Source organism: Elusimicrobiota bacterium (genome assembly GCA_026388155.1).
GTDB lineage: Bacteria > Elusimicrobiota > Elusimicrobia > Elusimicrobiales > UBA9959 > UBA9634.
The window spans coordinates 1-14842 of the sequence record JAPLKI010000012.1 but is presented as its reverse complement, the minus strand read 5'-3'; the positions used below and the strand labels follow the sequence as shown (position 1 = coordinate 14842).

Here is a 14842-nt window from a genome sequence, read left to right as displayed (position 1 = left end):
CCGCGACGGTGAGGACCGTTCAAGTCTGAAAGCATTGTCTTTCAGACGCGTTCCGGAGCCGGCGGAAGACTTCAGGATTCTTCTTTAAAACCCGGTCCCGGAGCGCGCGGGGAAAGCGCCGGCGCCCGTTCCCGCAAGATATGCGGGCGTCAGGGTGCCTCATTGCGGAAGTCGGGAGTGTATATTTAGAGCGACCGCCGGCGCTGAAAAGATATAATTTGCACATGGAAAAAAGGAGCGGCGGGAAAAAATTGCTTACGGACATCGGCCTGTTCTATTGCGCCGCCATCTGGGGCTCCACCTTTATAGTGGTCAAAAGCGCGCTGAATTCGGTCAACCCCGTGGTCATGGTGGGCATAAGGTTTTTTATCTCCGCTCTGCTGCTCCTGCCCTGGGTCCTTAAACGGAAAAACAAGACCGCAATGATGAAAGAAGGTTTTGTCCTTGCCTGCGTTCTGGCGTGCCTTTACCTGAGCCAGACTACGGGACTTTTATATACCACCGCCTCGAATTCGGGATTTATAACCGGGCTGTTCATAATATTTATCCCGGCGTTCATGTTCATTTTCCGGCGCAAGGAACTCTCCCGGCTGCAATGGGTCTCCGCGATCCTGGCCGTCGCCGGTATGTGGCTTTTGACCGGCGGCATCAGCGGATTGAACAGGGGCGACGCGCTGGCGCTCGCAGCCGCGGCCGCTTACGCGGCACACCTTATAATCACCGACCGGTATGTAAAAGCCGAAGCCGACCCCGTAATGCTCGCCTTCCACCAGTTCTGGATGGTGGCGGTCATTTCATTTATCCTGGCCGGCGCCGCGGGCTGCCCTATGGGAGTGGCGGGTTTGAAAGGCTGGGGCGTTATCATCTTCCTGGCGGTATTCCCCACGCTTATCGCGTTCTACATACAGATGCTGGCCCAGAAGGAATCCGAGCCGTTCAAAGTGGGGCTTATCTTCACGCTTGAACCGGTGTTTGCAGCCATTTTCGCCTGGACCTGGGGAGGAGAGAGATTTATAGCCGTGAAAGCCGCCGGCGGCTTTCTGATAGTCTCGGCGATGCTGATCGGCGAACTTTCAAAATTAAATTTCAGGCGCGCGGCCAAAGCCGCATAAAACAGCGGTATTGCGTCTTTTTTTACACCTTATCTTTGCGTTCGAAGATCCTTACCGAACATTGCCCCTTGGGGTGATATGTTCTGGCCTCGTCATCCCAGACAAGGTGCGGCTCAGGCTCTCCCAGGATTATGTCGGAATAGGCGACCAGCTCATAGGACTCACGCAGATATTTATCCGCCCAGATATCCATTTCCGCGCAGGAATTCCCTTCGCAGCACCAGGAAGCCGGGTGTGCCACGTAAACGATATAGTGCGGCGCCGCTTTTTCGACATCCGTTATATATTCCTTCCGCCAGTCGGCGGCGTAGGGATTTCTCGGATTTACCAGGTGAGTTATAAAGGCATGCCGGGTGGCGTTTCGGCAGCGCGAGTACAGGAATATCTGCGGCTCAGAGCCAAGTATGGCCAGCTTATCGCCGGGATGAGACCGGTTGCGCAGATAATCTCCGATCCTTTTCGAGCTTGGGAAGGGGTTGTCGCCGTATACTCCGCGCAATATGGCGGTGTTATTATTGCCGAAATAGTAGTCCCACCTCTGGGCGAACATGTATCCTTTCCCCAGGCAGAACAACAGAATTATCGCCAGTTCCCACTTCAAGGCGCCCGGCCCCGTAACGCGAGAGCTGAATTTCAACGCCAGCGAAATAACGATGGCAACGCCTATTATAGCCGCCGGAATGACCTGAAGCCAGTAATGAGCGTAAAATGTGTAGCCCGGAACTACCGCCAGCAGAGAGGCGCAAACCAAAAGCCATATGACCAATTTCTCGTTCCGGGATTTGTCGGTAACGGCCAATAATATCACGCCGGCGATCGCCAGTATGACGCTCAGGCTGTTTTCCCTGAAAATTACCCCGGCTGTTAACTTAAGAACGTACTTCACTATTTGAAATGGAACAGTGGGCGTGACAAATAAAGACGGCAATTCGACCACGCTGAACCAAAACTGCCGAAAAACCCCTAATTTCCACATCTGGGCAAAAAAAACCAGGCTCACCACAGCGGCTCCCGCTCCGAACCATAGCAAGCGGCGCCATCTCCCTGAATACTCGTTATTATCAGCTAATAATATCGCCGCGATCCCCCATAAAAAGAAGAAAATTCCGCTCTGCTTGACCCAAACAGCCATGCCTAACGCCATTCCGGCAAGCATATACTGCCAGAATGGAATATCCTTCTTCCACCCCAGCAGCAGGGCCATGCCTATCATTACATAGAACATCACAAGATGTTCGGACATACAGCTAAACCCGCACATGGCCGGAGACAGGGAAAGCGTGGCAAAACTTGCCGCGGCGCAGAGCGCCGGGATAACGCCAAAAAGCCGTTTAAGCAGGAGATAGCCCAGCAATAGCGTCAATATATTAAGGACCATGAACGCGCCATGAATGTTCCCTTCCTCGGGGCCGAAAACAGCGACCAGCGCCGCATAGGAATACATGTTGCCCGGGGGTTTGTCCTCATAAAAATCCTGATAAGGAACCTGCCCCTGAAGGAGCATTTGCCCGAAGTAGATGTAAGCGCCCTCATCGCGCTCGTAAGGTATATTGATGAGATTAATACGCAATACAATGGTCAGCAATATAATACCGAAAAGGAGTTTCCACTCATTACCATGCAAAAGCGCCATTATTTCTAACGGACTTTCAGGCATGACCTCGCCGGGAGGCTGAATGTTTTTTGATATTTTTTTTGATAATTTCATATTTAGTTTTTATCCGCTTTCAGGAATAGACATTCAAGAACCGCGGCTATATATTTCGATCCGCGCCGCAAAAGCCCCGGTACCGACTGCGCCATCTTTGATTCTCCTTTCCACCGGGGCCCCAATTCATACGGTATCTCTTTAATGCGATAGCCGCGTTCGAACAGGGCATGCATAAGCCGGATAAAGTATTCCCCGAAGTCTCCCCGCAAAGGGATATTCCGCAACGCGTCCCGCCTGACGGCTATAAATCCGCTGGTCCAGTCAAAAAACCTGCGGCGCAGCAGTATCCTGGTAAACCGCGAGAGGACCAGGCTGAAAACCACTTGCAAGGCAAGGACCAGGCTCGTGCACTTCAGCCTTTTGTCCGCCCCTCCCGGGATGAACCGCGATCCGACGGCCGCGTCGCAGTCCCCATTCCTGACCGCCCCAGCCAGCGCCGCCAGCCGTTCCGGGGGCATTGACAGATCGCAGTCCATCCATGCCACTATCTCTCCGCTGGCCGCGTTTATCCCGCTTTGCAGCGCCGAGGTAAGGCCGCCGCCGCCGGTCCGCACCAGCAGCCGCACTTCCGGCTCGGCCGAAAACTCCCGCCTGACCGCTTCAGCCGTGCCGTCGGGCGAATTATCGTCCACGACAAGCAGCTCGCGCGGGGCGGGCAGCGAGGCCAGGATACGCCTTACGAGCGGAACGATATTGTCCCGTTCGTTCAGGCACGGCAAAATAACGCTTACGCGGGCCGGCGGCATATTCAGCAGCCCCTTAAAACAAAGCAGGCGTTCCAAACGCCGCCGTCAAGCGGCCTGCCGGTAAGCCATTGCCCGGAATGTAAAATTTTAAAACCGCAGTCATTCGCTAGACCTTCGACCTCCGGGGCGAACAGGTAGCGCATAAAATGCGTTTCCCGCAGTTCTTCGCGTTTCCCGGCGGCTTTCCATTTAACGCGCAGATGATATTTCACCTCGACCACCGCGCGCTCGGGATGAATGACCGGTTCCGCCCGCCTCAGAACCTCCAGTTGAGCGTCGCCGGCAATTTTAGAGCGGCTGGCCGGCGGGTCGGCGAGCACAGCCGGGCCGTGCCAGGCGTCAAAAATAAAGAGTCCGCCCTCGCGCACATGCTCACGCGCGGTCATGAACGCAGCACGCAGGTCCTTATCCGCGATTTGATAGCTCACAACATGAAAAAGGGCAAGCACCGCGTCAAACCGGCGGCCAAGGCGCACGCTGCGGATATCTTCCCTGATAAATTCCGGAACGGCCCGGCCCTTGAGCGCCAGTCCCGCTCTCTTGCGATGGACCAGAGCTTCGGCCTGCCGCAGCATACCCGCGCTTCGCTCCACCCCGCACACGGCATAGCCCTTGCGCGCCAGAAAAAGAGCGTGCCTGCCCGTTCCGGAGCCGAATTCCATCACGGTTTTAACACCGGGGCCAAACCGCTTGAACAGCTTACCGATATAAGCCGCCTCCCCCGCATAATCCTTATCCCGGTAAAGCAGGTCGTAATAACGCGCATATCCGCCGAATACCCGGCTCATTTGTTTTTCCCGGGCTGTTTAAAATGGATCTTATCCCCGTCCCCGGAGTAGGGGCCCTGTTTAATTTCAATAATAGATGTCTCCTCAAGCATTTCCAGGGCGTGTCCGCCGCCGCATAGCATAATAACATCCCCCGCGGAAAGAATGCGCCTGCAAAGCAGCTTGCGGCCTGAAGTGTAGAGTTCCACCCTTGCCCGGCCTTCGCGGATCAGAAGAACCTCATGCGTATAAAACTGCGGCGCATGAAACCTCTCAGCAAGATCGGTCCTGTGGGTATGCGCGGCGATCTTCCTGCCCGCCGGGTGCCTCATGCGCGCTAACTGCTGGGAATAATTTGGAGGGGTAAAAAATTGTATTCCCGGCTTCCCTCGTCCCGCGCGGACGATCAGGGCTATCGGCTCAGCTCCGTCGGCAATGTTCTCGATCAGAGGTTTGGTCATTTGCGGCTCCGGTTATGCCGGCTGCCAAGCGTTTTGCGCACAGTTTCTATCACAAACGCGACCTGGGCATCCGTAATGGCCTGTCCGGAGGGAAGCAGAAGCCCGCGGGATTGTATGGCTTCCGTAACGGGAAAGGACTGCCCCGCGAAAAGGCCGATTTTACCGTAACAGGGCTGCATATGCAGCCCGAAGAAAAAAGGCCTGGTATCCACCCCTTCGCTGCCCAGGCGCCTGGAAAATTCCAGCGCGTCGAACGGGACATTGTCCTTCAGCCGTATCGCGTACATCCAGACCGAAGACCGCGCCCAGGCCTCGACATGGGGAAAAAATAACGGCAGACCCGACAGGCCGCGGCTGTAAAGTGCCGCGACCTCGCGTTTGCGCTCCAGAAATCGCGCGATCCTTTCCAGCTGCGCGCAGCCTATGGAGGCCTGCATATTTGTCATGCGGAAACTCCAGCCGCGGTCCGCATGAATATAACGCCTGTCAGCGCCGAAACAAAGATCGCGCCGGGAACGAAGCGCGGAGGCGGCGGCGGCATTGTCGGTCAGAACCATGCCGCCTTCGCCGCAGGTGATGTTTTTATTGGCGTAAAAGGAAAAGGCGGACATATCGCCAAAGCTTCCGCACCGCCGCCATTCGCCGCCGATACGGCATTGCGCCCCTATCGCTTCCGCCGCGTCCTCGATAATTTTCAGCCGGCGCCGGGCGCATAATTTTATCAGCGGCTCCATATCGACCGGATGCCCGTAAAGATGCACCGGCATGACCGCCACGGTCCGGGCGGTTATCTTGCCGCGCGCATCCGCGACATCCATACAATAAGTCAAGGGGTCGCAATCGACAAGGACCGGGGTCAGATCATTGCGAAGCACGGCTTCCAGACAGCTGACAATGGTGAACGCGGGAAGCAGGACCTCTCCGCCGGCGGGGAGAGCCAGGACCGATACGGCCAGTTCAAGAGCGGCCGTGCCACTGCTTACGGCCACTCCATAACGGCGGCCGCAATAAGCGGCCCACTCTTTTTCAAAGCGCTCGACATAACCGCCTGCCCCTGAAATCCAGCCCGTTCTGACGCAATCGGAGACATATTCCGCCTCCCGACCCGACAGGAGCGGCTCGTTTGCCGGAACCAGGACTTTCTTTTGAGTCATTACCTCAAATCCTTACAAAGGAACTTTATAGAGTACGACCGACTAAAACACATGATTATAAAAAAACGTCCCGGGAACCGGAGCAATCAAATTGCTGACACGGTTTACCTGGGACGGCGGCCCGACCATCCCAAACCTCCGAAGCTTAGCAGCTCCGGACCCTTAATTTTAGTGTAATATTTCTGATTGCGTTTGTCCAGAACAGAATCATCCTGTGTCCAAAAGCGGCGCAAACCAGCGCTAAACAGCATAAATTGGGAGAGATAAAACTTTGGGATTTCACCTATGCTTTGATAAGTTTTGCCCATACCTCGCGGGTGCGCGGGCCGTCATATTCGCATAGATATATCCCCTGCCAGGTTCCCAGTTGAAGGTCCCCGTCCTCTATAAAAACCGTAAGCGAGGGCCCCACCAGCACCGATTTTATATGGGCCGGGGAATTACCCTCGGAGTGGCGGTAGGGAAAATCCTCTGATACGCTCTCATTCAGCTTGGCTATGATGTCGCGCTTCACGTCCGGGTCGGCGTTTTCGTTTATCGCCAGACCGCAGGTGGTATGGGGGACGAAGATGTGGCAAATTCCGCTTTTCAACCCACTTTCCCGGACTATCCCCTCGATCTCGCCGGTTATATCGGCCATCTCCGACTTCGCCGAAGTTTTAACCTTGAATTTATACACCATTTTTCCTCCAGCCTTGCAAAGCTGCCGGCACATCCGAATTAAACAATAAATCCCCCCGCCCCCGCAAAACAAAACCGCCGGAGATATTCTTCCCGGCGGCAAGAACCCGGTTTAAATCGGTCACTTAGTCAAATGTCATATTGTCACATGCTTTATACTGCCGGGCAGTTTCCCGCAGATTCGGACTACAATGTGAAGCCTGGAAGACTGATCGATGCGGAGCAACAATATATTATTATGTGAACGCCATCCCGCACACCACAAACGTTCAAGAAGCGAACTTTTCGGCCCGGCGGAGCAGGGCTTCCACGCGGATCCTTAGTTCCTGCGGCGAGAAGGGCTTGGTCATGTAGTCGTCGGCGCCCAGGTCCAGGCCTTCGGCCTGCTCGCCAAAGCGGTCCTTGCCGCTCAGGATAAGCACGGGGAGGAGCTTGAGCGCGGGCGACTCTTTCAGCTTTTTAAAGATCTGCACGCTGTCGCCGTCGGGGAGCATCCGGTCCATAATTATTATGTCGAAGGCTTCCTTCTCCAGCAGTTCCTCCGTCTCCTTGATGGAACCGGTGGTGGAAATATGGACGTCGCGGCCTTCCAGGATCTTTGTCACCACCAGGGCTACATCAGCCTCGTCCTCTACAATTAGTATACGCTTGACTTCCTTCTTCATATATCTCCCTCTTGACCTACGGTATTAATACCATTAACCCCGACACTCCCACAACCCCCAAAAAAAGAGATAGCGCCAGTTGTCTTTTTCCCCAGGCCAGGGGACGCGTAAACGCCTAAATGCTTTTCCTTCGCTATTTCCCTGCCCTTATTCGCCGGGGAGTTATTGGGCCGGCTGGGCGGTCAGGCTGCAGCGCCTGGCCAGCAGGAAAATTCCCAGCGCGCTGTTGGAGACCACAAGCAGCGCCGGGTAAAGCCAGGTGGAGATGGTGTAATGCTCTATCGCGAACAGCGAAAAGAACGAGCACAGCGTTGCGATAAAATAGCTGGAGGCGGATTCTTCATACGGTTTGTCCCACGCCTTCCTTACTGTCGGTAAATAGCCGATGGTATCTATGATACAGACTATAATAACCGACCAGACTGGCGTTTTGGTGATGACCCAGAGAGGAACGGTGGTCATAGCGACCGCCAAAGTGGTCCAGTCGCTCCTGGTGATATTCTTTTCGCCTTTAAAATAGCCCAAAACCACCAGTATGCAGCAGGTGGCCGCGCTGAATCCCCTCGCCCACGAACCGGGGCCTGCGCCTTCGGCAACCTGCGCCGCGAATCCTATGCTTGAGATCGTTGCCCAGATGAGCCAGGAAAACGCATGAGGCTTGGTTTTTCCTTTAAAAATAGATGTCAGATAGATAACGCGTGAAAGCGCCATCATTATGATAGATACAAAGCCGAAGAATACGGTGAGAGTCATAACACGCAGAGATTCAGGCTGGGGCAGGCGGTATTCAGACGGCGGCTTTTTCTTTGGCGGAAGGCGCGGGGCGGACCAATGCTTCCAGGGTCTCGCGCACTATCAGGTCCGCCCACTCCTTGCGCAGCTCGGTTCTGGGCGCCGGGAGCGTCCGGTGCTCTATTGCGAGTTCTTCCAGCAAGGCGTTGAGACGGTTGTAAATATCCTCCTGAAATTCCCGGCTCTGCGCGTCGCGTATGCCGTCATCCATAAGCTCGCCCGTCATCGGCAGCTTATAGATGACGTCATATGGGAACTTTTCGGTGTAGCCCTTCAGAAAATCCCGGATGAACTGGTTGCTTCCGCAGCGCCGTTCCATGTAGGCCAGATTGTCGAAAACGCTGCGGTCGCATACCACCACCTGATAATTGCGTATCACGGCGCGCAGCTCCTCGGTGATATGCTGCATCATTATGTACAGCTGGGCCGGCAGGGTGGTGGTTTCGTTTATGGGTATGCCCTGTTCGAAGGCGGCAGCCGCCATCTCCGAAAAAACCTTAACTTTGAGGCCGCGTTTCTTCAGCTCCGCCGCCACCTCATAGCATAGGGTGGTCTTTCCGGTGCCGTGGGTGGAAATGAGAGCTATTTTGTAAGGCGGTTTTTTTGTGCTGGGCATTTTAAACTCCGGGGGATTTCAGTTTCCCCTATACTACACTTTTTACCGCCATCGGGCAACTGTACGCCGCAGATCATGCCGCAAGGGCGAACGAACCGGGCGCCCGGAACAGCGGCACCCGGCAAATTCCGACAAGCTTAAAACTGGACCTGGGGCGCCTGCTGCGCTGATTTATCGCCCGCGAAATAATTCTCGGCTTTCTTAAAGCCGAACATCCCCGCCACCATATTCGTCGGGAAACCCCTCACCGTGACATTGTAGGAGTTCACCGTTTCGTTATAGCGCATTCTTTCCACCGAAATGCGGTTCTCGGTGCCGGCAAGCTCGTCCTGCAGCCTGATAAAATTCTCATTGGCTTTAAGCTGGGGATACTGCTCAACCACCACCATCAGTTTGCTTAACGCGGATTCCAGCCCGTTAGCCGCCGCGATCTGCTGGCTCTGGTTTTTGGCTTCGCCCCATTGGCTTCTAAGTCTTGTCACCTCGGTCAGAAGGTCTTTTTCATGTTTCGCATAGCCCTTTACCGTGTTGACCAGGTTGGGTATAAGGTCATAGCGCCGCTGAAGAACGGTCTGCACCTGGCTCCACGCCGCCGGCACGGCCTCGGAACGGTTTACAAGTTTGTTATAGACCGAACCCGCCCACAGCCCTATTACCACTACAATTCCCAGCACTATCAGTAAGCCTTTTTTCATTATTGTCTCCTTTAAGCTCTCTTTATTTTGTTCCCGCGCGCTGCAGCCAGAGGTCCACGGCATCCGTAACACTTTGGACCGCAGTCAGATAGCGGCTGAAGATCTGCAATGAAGTAATGCCCGGATGTTTTCCGCCGCTCTTCAATTTCCAGACGACGGAGAAAACTTCCCCGTCAAATTTGATGTGTTTGGAAAGCATCGGGAGGACTTCCATTTTTTTTGCGGGAGGCGTTTCCCCGTAAAGCCTGAGCGCCGCTTTGAACAGCGTCAGAAAAGCCGAGATCGAGGAAACCATAAGTCCGTCCACTTTTTTCGGCGAGCCTTTTGTGACCAGAAAATTTTCCCGCAAAAGGATAAGTTTGCTTTTAAGCTCGCGCTCCAATTCCAGCCTGAGGAGGGAGGGATCTATCTCCATTTCCGCGAAAGGGTCCTTGCCATAAAGGGTTTTGTGCGTCTGCCTGATGTCCGAAAACTCCACGGGAAAAACGTCCGCGGACCGCGGCAGGGTCTCGCTTGTGAACAGCAGCGGGGCATGGTTGCCGTCGCCGCCCCAGCGCGAGCACAGGCCGGTCAAAGCCAGCAAATCTTCCGCTTCAACATGGTTCATCACAACCAGCACATTATAGTCGGAGTTTTTTACGCTGTCACCGGCCACCGCGGAGCCGTACAATACAACCGAGCAAAGATTGTCGCCGCATATTTTCTTAAACTCATCCGTCAAAAATTCAGGTGTCATTTTAGCCATTTTCGTCTCCTACCAGCTTCTTGAACTGCCGCCGCCGCCCGACATCCCCCCGCCGAACCCGCCGAAGCCGCCCCCGCCGAATCCGCCTGAACCTCTTGAGTTCATGCTGTTCAAAAGAAAAAATGCAAGAAAGGGATGACGGATCGCAAAGATTATGAAAAGGACTATCAGGATAAAACAAAATATTATCTGACCCGCGCCAAGCGGGACCGCGTTTTGCGGCTCGCTTTCGACAGGCGCAGCCGTTAGCCCTGTGCCGCTGTCTTTGGCGATAACAGAGGCTATGGCCAGAGCGCCCTGATAGATCCCTCCGGCATAGTCGCCGTTCCTGAAATAAGGAATTATGTATTTGTCCTGGATCGCGCCCGTCAGCCCGTCGGGAAGTATCCCTTCAAGCCCGTAACCGACTTCTACGCGGGATTTATGGTCTTCCACCGCCACAAGCAGCAGGACGCCGCGGTTGGTCTGTCTGTTCCCTATGCCCCATTTTTTAAAAGTCTCCGTGGCGTAGGTTTCAAGGTCCGCGCCGCCCAGACTTTTGACCGTCAGTACCGCCACCTGGGCTTTGGCTTTGGCGTCCAGCTCGGCCAAAACGCCGTTTAATTTCCCTACTGTTTCCGCATCCAGCACTCCGGCGAAATCGTTGACATAGGCTCCAGGAGACTGGACGGCGGGGCTCTCTCCGCCGCGCGGCGCGGAAGGACCGGCTATAACCGGGCATGTAAGGAAAACCGCAATAAGAACTGGGAGGAAAAATCCGGCGCGGCGGGAAAAATAATTCATTATGATTCTATTCTACTAAGATTTGCGGTAAACAAGGCAGAGTATAGTGTTCCCAAGGTATTTAGATGTAAAAAAGCACGGCAAAATAATGGCACAGACTTCCCGCCAGCACGAACAGATGCCAGATAGCGTGGAAATACCTGACCTTCTCATCCAGTACATAAAAAACTACGCCGGAAGTATAGAATACTCCTCCCGCCGCCAGCCAGAAGAACCCCCAGCCGGGCAAAGCCCTCAGCAGGGGCCCCATTGCCGTCATTATAAGCCACCCCATAACCAGATAAGTGATCAATTGAAGGATCCGGCGGCCCTTTTGCCGGAACGAATCCAGCACTATACCGAACAGAGCCAACCCCCAGATCACGCCGAACATGGACCAGCCCAGCGCGCCGCGAAGCGGAACCAGCATGAACGGCGTATATGTGCCGGCTATCAAAAGGTAAATTGCCTGGTGGTCGAACACGCGGAAAACATTTTTCGCCTTCCCGCTTGAACTGTGGTAAAGCGTTGAGAACAGATATAACAGCAGCAGTGTTATCCCGTACACGCTGAAGCTCACGATCCTCCACATGTCGCCCCGCATAGCGGCCGACGCCACAAGCACCACAAGACCGGCCAGCGCGGCCGCCGCGCCGACAAGGTGACTGATACTGTTAAAAACTTCGCCTTTATACATCACCAATCCTTCATAAGTTATTTCAAAACCCGGGCAATCCTGTTTTTGAGGGAACAAGAACCGTCACCGCTTTCGGCAGTATTTCAAATGAAGCGGGCAGCATCCCGTCCGCCTCGCCGTCTATGTTTAAATAAACAGTCTCATCAGACTCCGCCTTAAGGGTTTTAATCCCGCGTAAACTGATCCCCTGCTCATTTAAGTGCGTTCCCCGGTATAGCCCAGGGAAGTTCATCCACAGCCGCAGGCGGCTCATGTCGGAGACCAAGACCAGCTCCATTACGCCGTCATCGTCCACGGCCTGCGGGGCCACAAGCATACCGCCGCCCATGGAGGAGGTGTTGGCTATCACCCCAAGATGATAGCGGCCGGAAATATCCAGCCCGTCCGCCGTAAGCCGCAGCGTTTTTGCTCTCGCCGTCAGCAGCGCCCTGGCCGAGGCCAAAGCATAAGAAAGGGTTCCGCCCAGTTTTTTCCCCATCCGGTGTATGAGATGCGCCACTTCACCGGCAAGGCCGAAGGCCGCTATGTTGATAAAGTGCCTCTCCCGCCCGGAGCCGTCCAGTCCGCTGTAGCTTATTTTACCCACATCCATGCCGCGTCCGGCCCCGCGGACAATAAGTTCCAGAAGCCCCTGATGATCGGCTGGATAAGAAAGGTGGCGGGCCAGATCGCAGCCGGAGCCGGCGGGAAGCGCCGCAAGCGCGACCGTGCGCCGCTGCTCAAGCGGAACCCGCATAACCCCGTTCAGCATTTCACTGAAAGTTCCGTCTCCGCCTATCGCTATCAGGCGCTTAGAACCGCTCTCAACGGCTTTTTGGGCAAGGTCTCCGGCATGGCCGGGCCCTTCCGTGCGTATGCAGGCGGCATCCGGCAGGGCGCGCAAGGCCTCTTCGCGAAAAGAATCCCAAACGCTGGCCGCCCGCCCATGCCCCGCCGCGGAATTTAAGATAAATAAAGTAGAAGGCATAAGTAAGGCTGAAGACTGCTCCACACACAAATAAAAGGGCCCGCGAAACACCCGTTTGATAAGGGCCGCGGACCCAATAATAGTCTAGCAGAAATATCACAGTTGTCAAGGGGTGGTGACGCGGCCCCTCCACCCCTATTCACTATTTGCTATTCACTATTCGCTACTTCGTTGTGACGGCCTGCGTATAGAGCTTGTCAAATTCCGCCTTATAGGGGCCCGCGTATTCCGGACGGATGGTGAATATGGTGTTTTCGGTGTTTAAGTTTTCCGCCGTGTCAGACCAGTTGAAAGAGCCGTTTATCAGCAGGGCGCTGTCTATAACGGTGAACTTATTGTGCATAAGACCGTTCTCTACGCGGCCTGTTTTCAGGCGGAGGCTTATATTGTTGCTCTTCGTTTCCTCGCGGAACGGGAAAGCGGATTTATCGTAAAGCATCAGCTTCACCGCAACGCCGCGCCCGGCTGCGCGTTTAAGCGCGTCCATTATAGGGCGCGAGGTGAAAGAGAACATGGCCACATCCACTTCCTGTCTCGCCGCGTCCACGGCTTTGGCTATGGCCGCCTCGGTGCCTCCCCTGGGGGAAAAAATATAATTCGGCAGCACGACGCCGTTGAAACGCACCGAGGGGGCCGGATCGGCTGGCAAAGGACCGGGCTTGACCGCTGGCGCGGCGGGATTGCCGGCAGGCCTGGCCTGCTGCCACATCCATTCAAAATCAGCGGCATAACCGCGCACTATGGCGCCGTCGGCCACGAACATCATGTTTTCAAAACTGGCGCTCTCAGCCGAAAGGCTCCAGTTGGCGGAGCCGGTCTGAAGGAAGGTGCCGTCAAAAACCGCGTACTTGCAGTGCATGGAACCGGAACCGCCGCGGCCCTTCATTACGCGGGTTTCAAGGCCTGAATCTATAACGGCCTGTATTTCCGGCCCGGCTTTGGGGTAAACATGGTCATAGTCAAAAATCACGCGCACTTTAACGCCGCGCGAGCGGGCGCGGAGCATGGCCTGTATCGTGTCGTTCAGTTGAAGGTTGTAGAGCGCCACATCCAGCGTAGCTTTAGCCCTGTCTATGGCGGCCGCAAGCGCCGGGCTTATGCGCTCATCTTCCGTAAAAATATAAGCCGGCAGGCCGGACCAGTCATAACCGCCGCGCTCCGGGCCGGGCGTGTAAACCGCAAGCGGGGCCGCCGGCGGAACGATAACGGCTTCCGGCTGCGCGTTTTGCAGTGAACGCAGGTTCAGGTTTTCAAGAAGCGGGATTTGTGCCGAACAAACCGAAGGAACCAAAATCAGGGACAGCAGCAAAGCGCGGAAAATTTTATCCACAGGGACCTCCGTCTTTTTTGAGGATACCCATATGGTATCATGCGGAACGGCGCACAAACAGAGACTTTAGTCCCAGGACGGCGGCCCCTTTTGACCTATACGGAATAGGCCCCGGGCCGGGCAGTTTGACGGCTATAATGAACCGTAAAAGTCAAAATAGAAACAGATTTTTATGGCCCCCCCATATGACCAGAAATTTAATGCTGAGATCGATGCGACCTATCCCTGATTTTAGATAAAAAACCGCCCCCCAAAACTTGGGGAGGCGGTTTTTTTATATCTGCCGACAGCGTAGTTTAGAAGCTGTAGGTGAACCTTACGGCCGGAGCCAGGTATGCCCACGTGGTACCTGAGTCAGAGACGGTATGATACTTCAGGTCAAAACCAAGCTGCATTTTATCCGCGAGCGGATACATAATTCCGCCGCCGATATTGAAGCCTATGTTGGTCGAGCTTGTGGCGCCCACAACATTGCTGCTTGAGTTGTAGAAGCCCAGTCCGAACAGGCCGTAGATATTAGTTTTCTTGCCGCCGAGTTCTACTTCTTTCCCGGCTTTTATATACGGCGTCAGGCCCCACGTTGTGAAACTGACCGCGGAGAAATCCACAGTATACCCGCCGAAAGTCGCATCGCTTTTTCCCTTACCGCTGGTGGAGAAAAAACCGGCGCCGACCATGAACGTATCGTTAATTTTGTAACCCTCGTACTCAAGGCCAAAACCCAAGCCGCCTTTCACGATATCCTTAGCATCGCTCATCGGCATCACATAACCTAATCCCACACTTGCATTTTTCGTCCATGCAGTGCGCCCTTGCAGTAGACAGTTAGAGCAGTTATTTGTGTAGGGTTGTGGCCGGCTCCGAAAAGGAGACGTGGTATAATGATAAATACCAAGGAGCCGGATATGCCAAAGAAAAGACGTTCGTTCCCGGTGGAGGTC

The 14842-nt window shown here is 54.8% G+C and carries 17 protein-coding genes; 1 reads left to right on the top strand and 16 read right to left on the bottom strand.

Annotated elements, in window-relative coordinates; translation table 11 throughout:
- Window positions 1-224: 224 nt before the first annotated feature.
- A complete protein-coding gene (locus tag NTX59_04665) occupies window positions 225-1112 on the top strand; it encodes an EamA family transporter (protein ID MCX5784959.1) in 888 nt (295 codons plus the stop codon).
- Window positions 1113-1134: 22 nt separating this feature from the next.
- Here NTX59_04665 and NTX59_04660 read toward each other — a convergent pair whose 3' ends face one another.
- From NTX59_04660 to NTX59_04585, 16 genes are all read right to left on the bottom strand, one after another.
- Entirely contained in the window at window positions 1135-2820 is a 1686-nt protein-coding gene (locus NTX59_04660; GenBank protein MCX5784958.1) for a glycosyltransferase family 39 protein, read from the bottom strand.
- Between the two features lie 2 nt (window positions 2821-2822).
- Window positions 2823-3569, bottom strand: a complete 747-nt coding sequence (locus tag NTX59_04655; GenBank protein MCX5784957.1) for a glycosyltransferase — start codon at window positions 3567-3569, stop codon at window positions 2823-2825.
- Between the two features lie 2 nt (window positions 3570-3571).
- Window positions 3572-4357, bottom strand: a complete 786-nt coding sequence (locus tag NTX59_04650) for a class I SAM-dependent methyltransferase (GenBank protein MCX5784956.1) — start codon at window positions 4355-4357, stop codon at window positions 3572-3574.
- Complete coding sequence (locus NTX59_04645; GenBank protein ID MCX5784955.1) at window positions 4354-4797, bottom strand: hypothetical protein; 444 nt, start codon at window positions 4795-4797, stop codon at window positions 4354-4356. The genes NTX59_04650 and NTX59_04645 overlap by 4 nt, the downstream gene beginning before the upstream one ends.
- Window positions 4794-5951 carry a DegT/DnrJ/EryC1/StrS family aminotransferase gene (locus tag NTX59_04640; GenBank protein MCX5784954.1) on the bottom strand — a complete coding sequence of 386 codons (1158 nt, stop codon included), beginning with the start codon at window positions 5949-5951 and terminating at the stop codon, window positions 4794-4796. The genes NTX59_04645 and NTX59_04640 overlap by 4 nt, the downstream gene beginning before the upstream one ends.
- A gap of 283 nt (window positions 5952-6234) precedes the next feature.
- Complete coding sequence (locus NTX59_04635; protein ID MCX5784953.1) at window positions 6235-6633, bottom strand: secondary thiamine-phosphate synthase enzyme YjbQ; 399 nt, start codon at window positions 6631-6633, stop codon at window positions 6235-6237.
- A 268-nt stretch (window positions 6634-6901) separates the two neighbouring features.
- Complete coding sequence (locus NTX59_04630) at window positions 6902-7297, bottom strand: response regulator transcription factor (GenBank protein MCX5784952.1); 396 nt, start codon at window positions 7295-7297, stop codon at window positions 6902-6904.
- A gap of 162 nt (window positions 7298-7459) precedes the next feature.
- Complete coding sequence (locus NTX59_04625; GenBank protein ID MCX5784951.1) at window positions 7460-8050, bottom strand: hypothetical protein; 591 nt, start codon at window positions 8048-8050, stop codon at window positions 7460-7462.
- Window positions 8051-8084: 34 nt separating this feature from the next.
- Window positions 8085-8705, bottom strand: coding sequence for an AAA family ATPase (locus tag NTX59_04620; protein ID MCX5784950.1), 621 nt, complete (start codon window positions 8703-8705; stop codon window positions 8085-8087).
- A gap of 137 nt (window positions 8706-8842) precedes the next feature.
- Window positions 8843-9400, bottom strand: a complete 558-nt coding sequence (locus NTX59_04615) for a LemA family protein (protein MCX5784949.1) — start codon at window positions 9398-9400, stop codon at window positions 8843-8845.
- A 22-nt stretch (window positions 9401-9422) separates the two neighbouring features.
- A complete protein-coding gene (locus NTX59_04610; GenBank protein MCX5784948.1) occupies window positions 9423-10145 on the bottom strand; it encodes a hypothetical protein in 723 nt (240 codons plus the stop codon).
- A gap of 9 nt (window positions 10146-10154) precedes the next feature.
- Window positions 10155-10928: a TPM domain-containing protein gene (locus tag NTX59_04605; GenBank protein ID MCX5784947.1), complete on the bottom strand. Its 774-nt coding sequence runs from the start codon at window positions 10926-10928 to the stop codon at window positions 10155-10157.
- A 61-nt stretch (window positions 10929-10989) separates the two neighbouring features.
- Window positions 10990-11604, bottom strand: coding sequence for a hemolysin III family protein (locus NTX59_04600; protein ID MCX5784946.1), 615 nt, complete (start codon window positions 11602-11604; stop codon window positions 10990-10992).
- Between the two features lie 22 nt (window positions 11605-11626).
- Complete coding sequence (locus NTX59_04595; protein ID MCX5784945.1) at window positions 11627-12571, bottom strand: diacylglycerol kinase family lipid kinase; 945 nt, start codon at window positions 12569-12571, stop codon at window positions 11627-11629.
- A gap of 163 nt (window positions 12572-12734) precedes the next feature.
- On the bottom strand, window positions 12735-13901 hold the full coding sequence (locus NTX59_04590) for a phosphatidylserine/phosphatidylglycerophosphate/cardiolipin synthase family protein (protein ID MCX5784944.1): 1167 nt from the start codon (window positions 13899-13901) through the stop codon (window positions 12735-12737).
- Between the two features lie 296 nt (window positions 13902-14197).
- A complete protein-coding gene (locus tag NTX59_04585; protein MCX5784943.1) occupies window positions 14198-14683 on the bottom strand; it encodes an outer membrane beta-barrel protein in 486 nt (161 codons plus the stop codon).
- Window positions 14684-14842: the final 159 nt, after the last annotated feature.

Excerpts from the sequence above, each read along its gene's own strand:
- NTX59_04625 (MCX5784951.1), bottom strand. The coding sequence starts at position 8,050 with ATGACTCTCACCGTATTCTTCGGCTTTGTATCTATCATAATGATGGCG.
- NTX59_04600 (MCX5784946.1), bottom strand. The coding sequence starts at position 11,604 with ATGTATAAAGGCGAAGTTTTTAACAGTATCAGTCACCTTGTCGGCGCG.
- NTX59_04665 (MCX5784959.1), top strand. The coding sequence starts at position 225 with ATGGAAAAAAGGAGCGGCGGGAAAAAATTGCTTACGGACATCGGCCTG.
- NTX59_04660 (MCX5784958.1), bottom strand. The coding sequence starts at position 2,820 with ATGAAATTATCAAAAAAAATATCAAAAAACATTCAGCCTCCCGGCGAG.
- NTX59_04610 (MCX5784948.1), bottom strand. The coding sequence starts at position 10,145 with ATGGCTAAAATGACACCTGAATTTTTGACGGATGAGTTTAAGAAAATA.
- NTX59_04630 (MCX5784952.1), bottom strand. The coding sequence starts at position 7,297 with ATGAAGAAGGAAGTCAAGCGTATACTAATTGTAGAGGACGAGGCTGAT.
- NTX59_04655 (MCX5784957.1), bottom strand. The coding sequence starts at position 3,569 with ATGCCGCCGGCCCGCGTAAGCGTTATTTTGCCGTGCCTGAACGAACGG.
- NTX59_04605 (MCX5784947.1), bottom strand. The coding sequence starts at position 10,928 with ATGAATTATTTTTCCCGCCGCGCCGGATTTTTCCTCCCAGTTCTTATT.
- NTX59_04645 (MCX5784955.1), bottom strand. The coding sequence starts at position 4,797 with ATGACCAAACCTCTGATCGAGAACATTGCCGACGGAGCTGAGCCGATA.
- NTX59_04640 (MCX5784954.1), bottom strand. The coding sequence starts at position 5,951 with ATGACTCAAAAGAAAGTCCTGGTTCCGGCAAACGAGCCGCTCCTGTCG.
- NTX59_04635 (MCX5784953.1), bottom strand. The coding sequence starts at position 6,633 with ATGGTGTATAAATTCAAGGTTAAAACTTCGGCGAAGTCGGAGATGGCC.
- NTX59_04620 (MCX5784950.1), bottom strand. The coding sequence starts at position 8,705 with ATGCCCAGCACAAAAAAACCGCCTTACAAAATAGCTCTCATTTCCACC.
- NTX59_04615 (MCX5784949.1), bottom strand. The coding sequence starts at position 9,400 with ATGAAAAAAGGCTTACTGATAGTGCTGGGAATTGTAGTGGTAATAGGG.
- NTX59_04595 (MCX5784945.1), bottom strand. The coding sequence starts at position 12,571 with ATGCCTTCTACTTTATTTATCTTAAATTCCGCGGCGGGGCATGGGCGG.
- NTX59_04650 (MCX5784956.1), bottom strand. The coding sequence starts at position 4,357 with ATGAGCCGGGTATTCGGCGGATATGCGCGTTATTACGACCTGCTTTAC.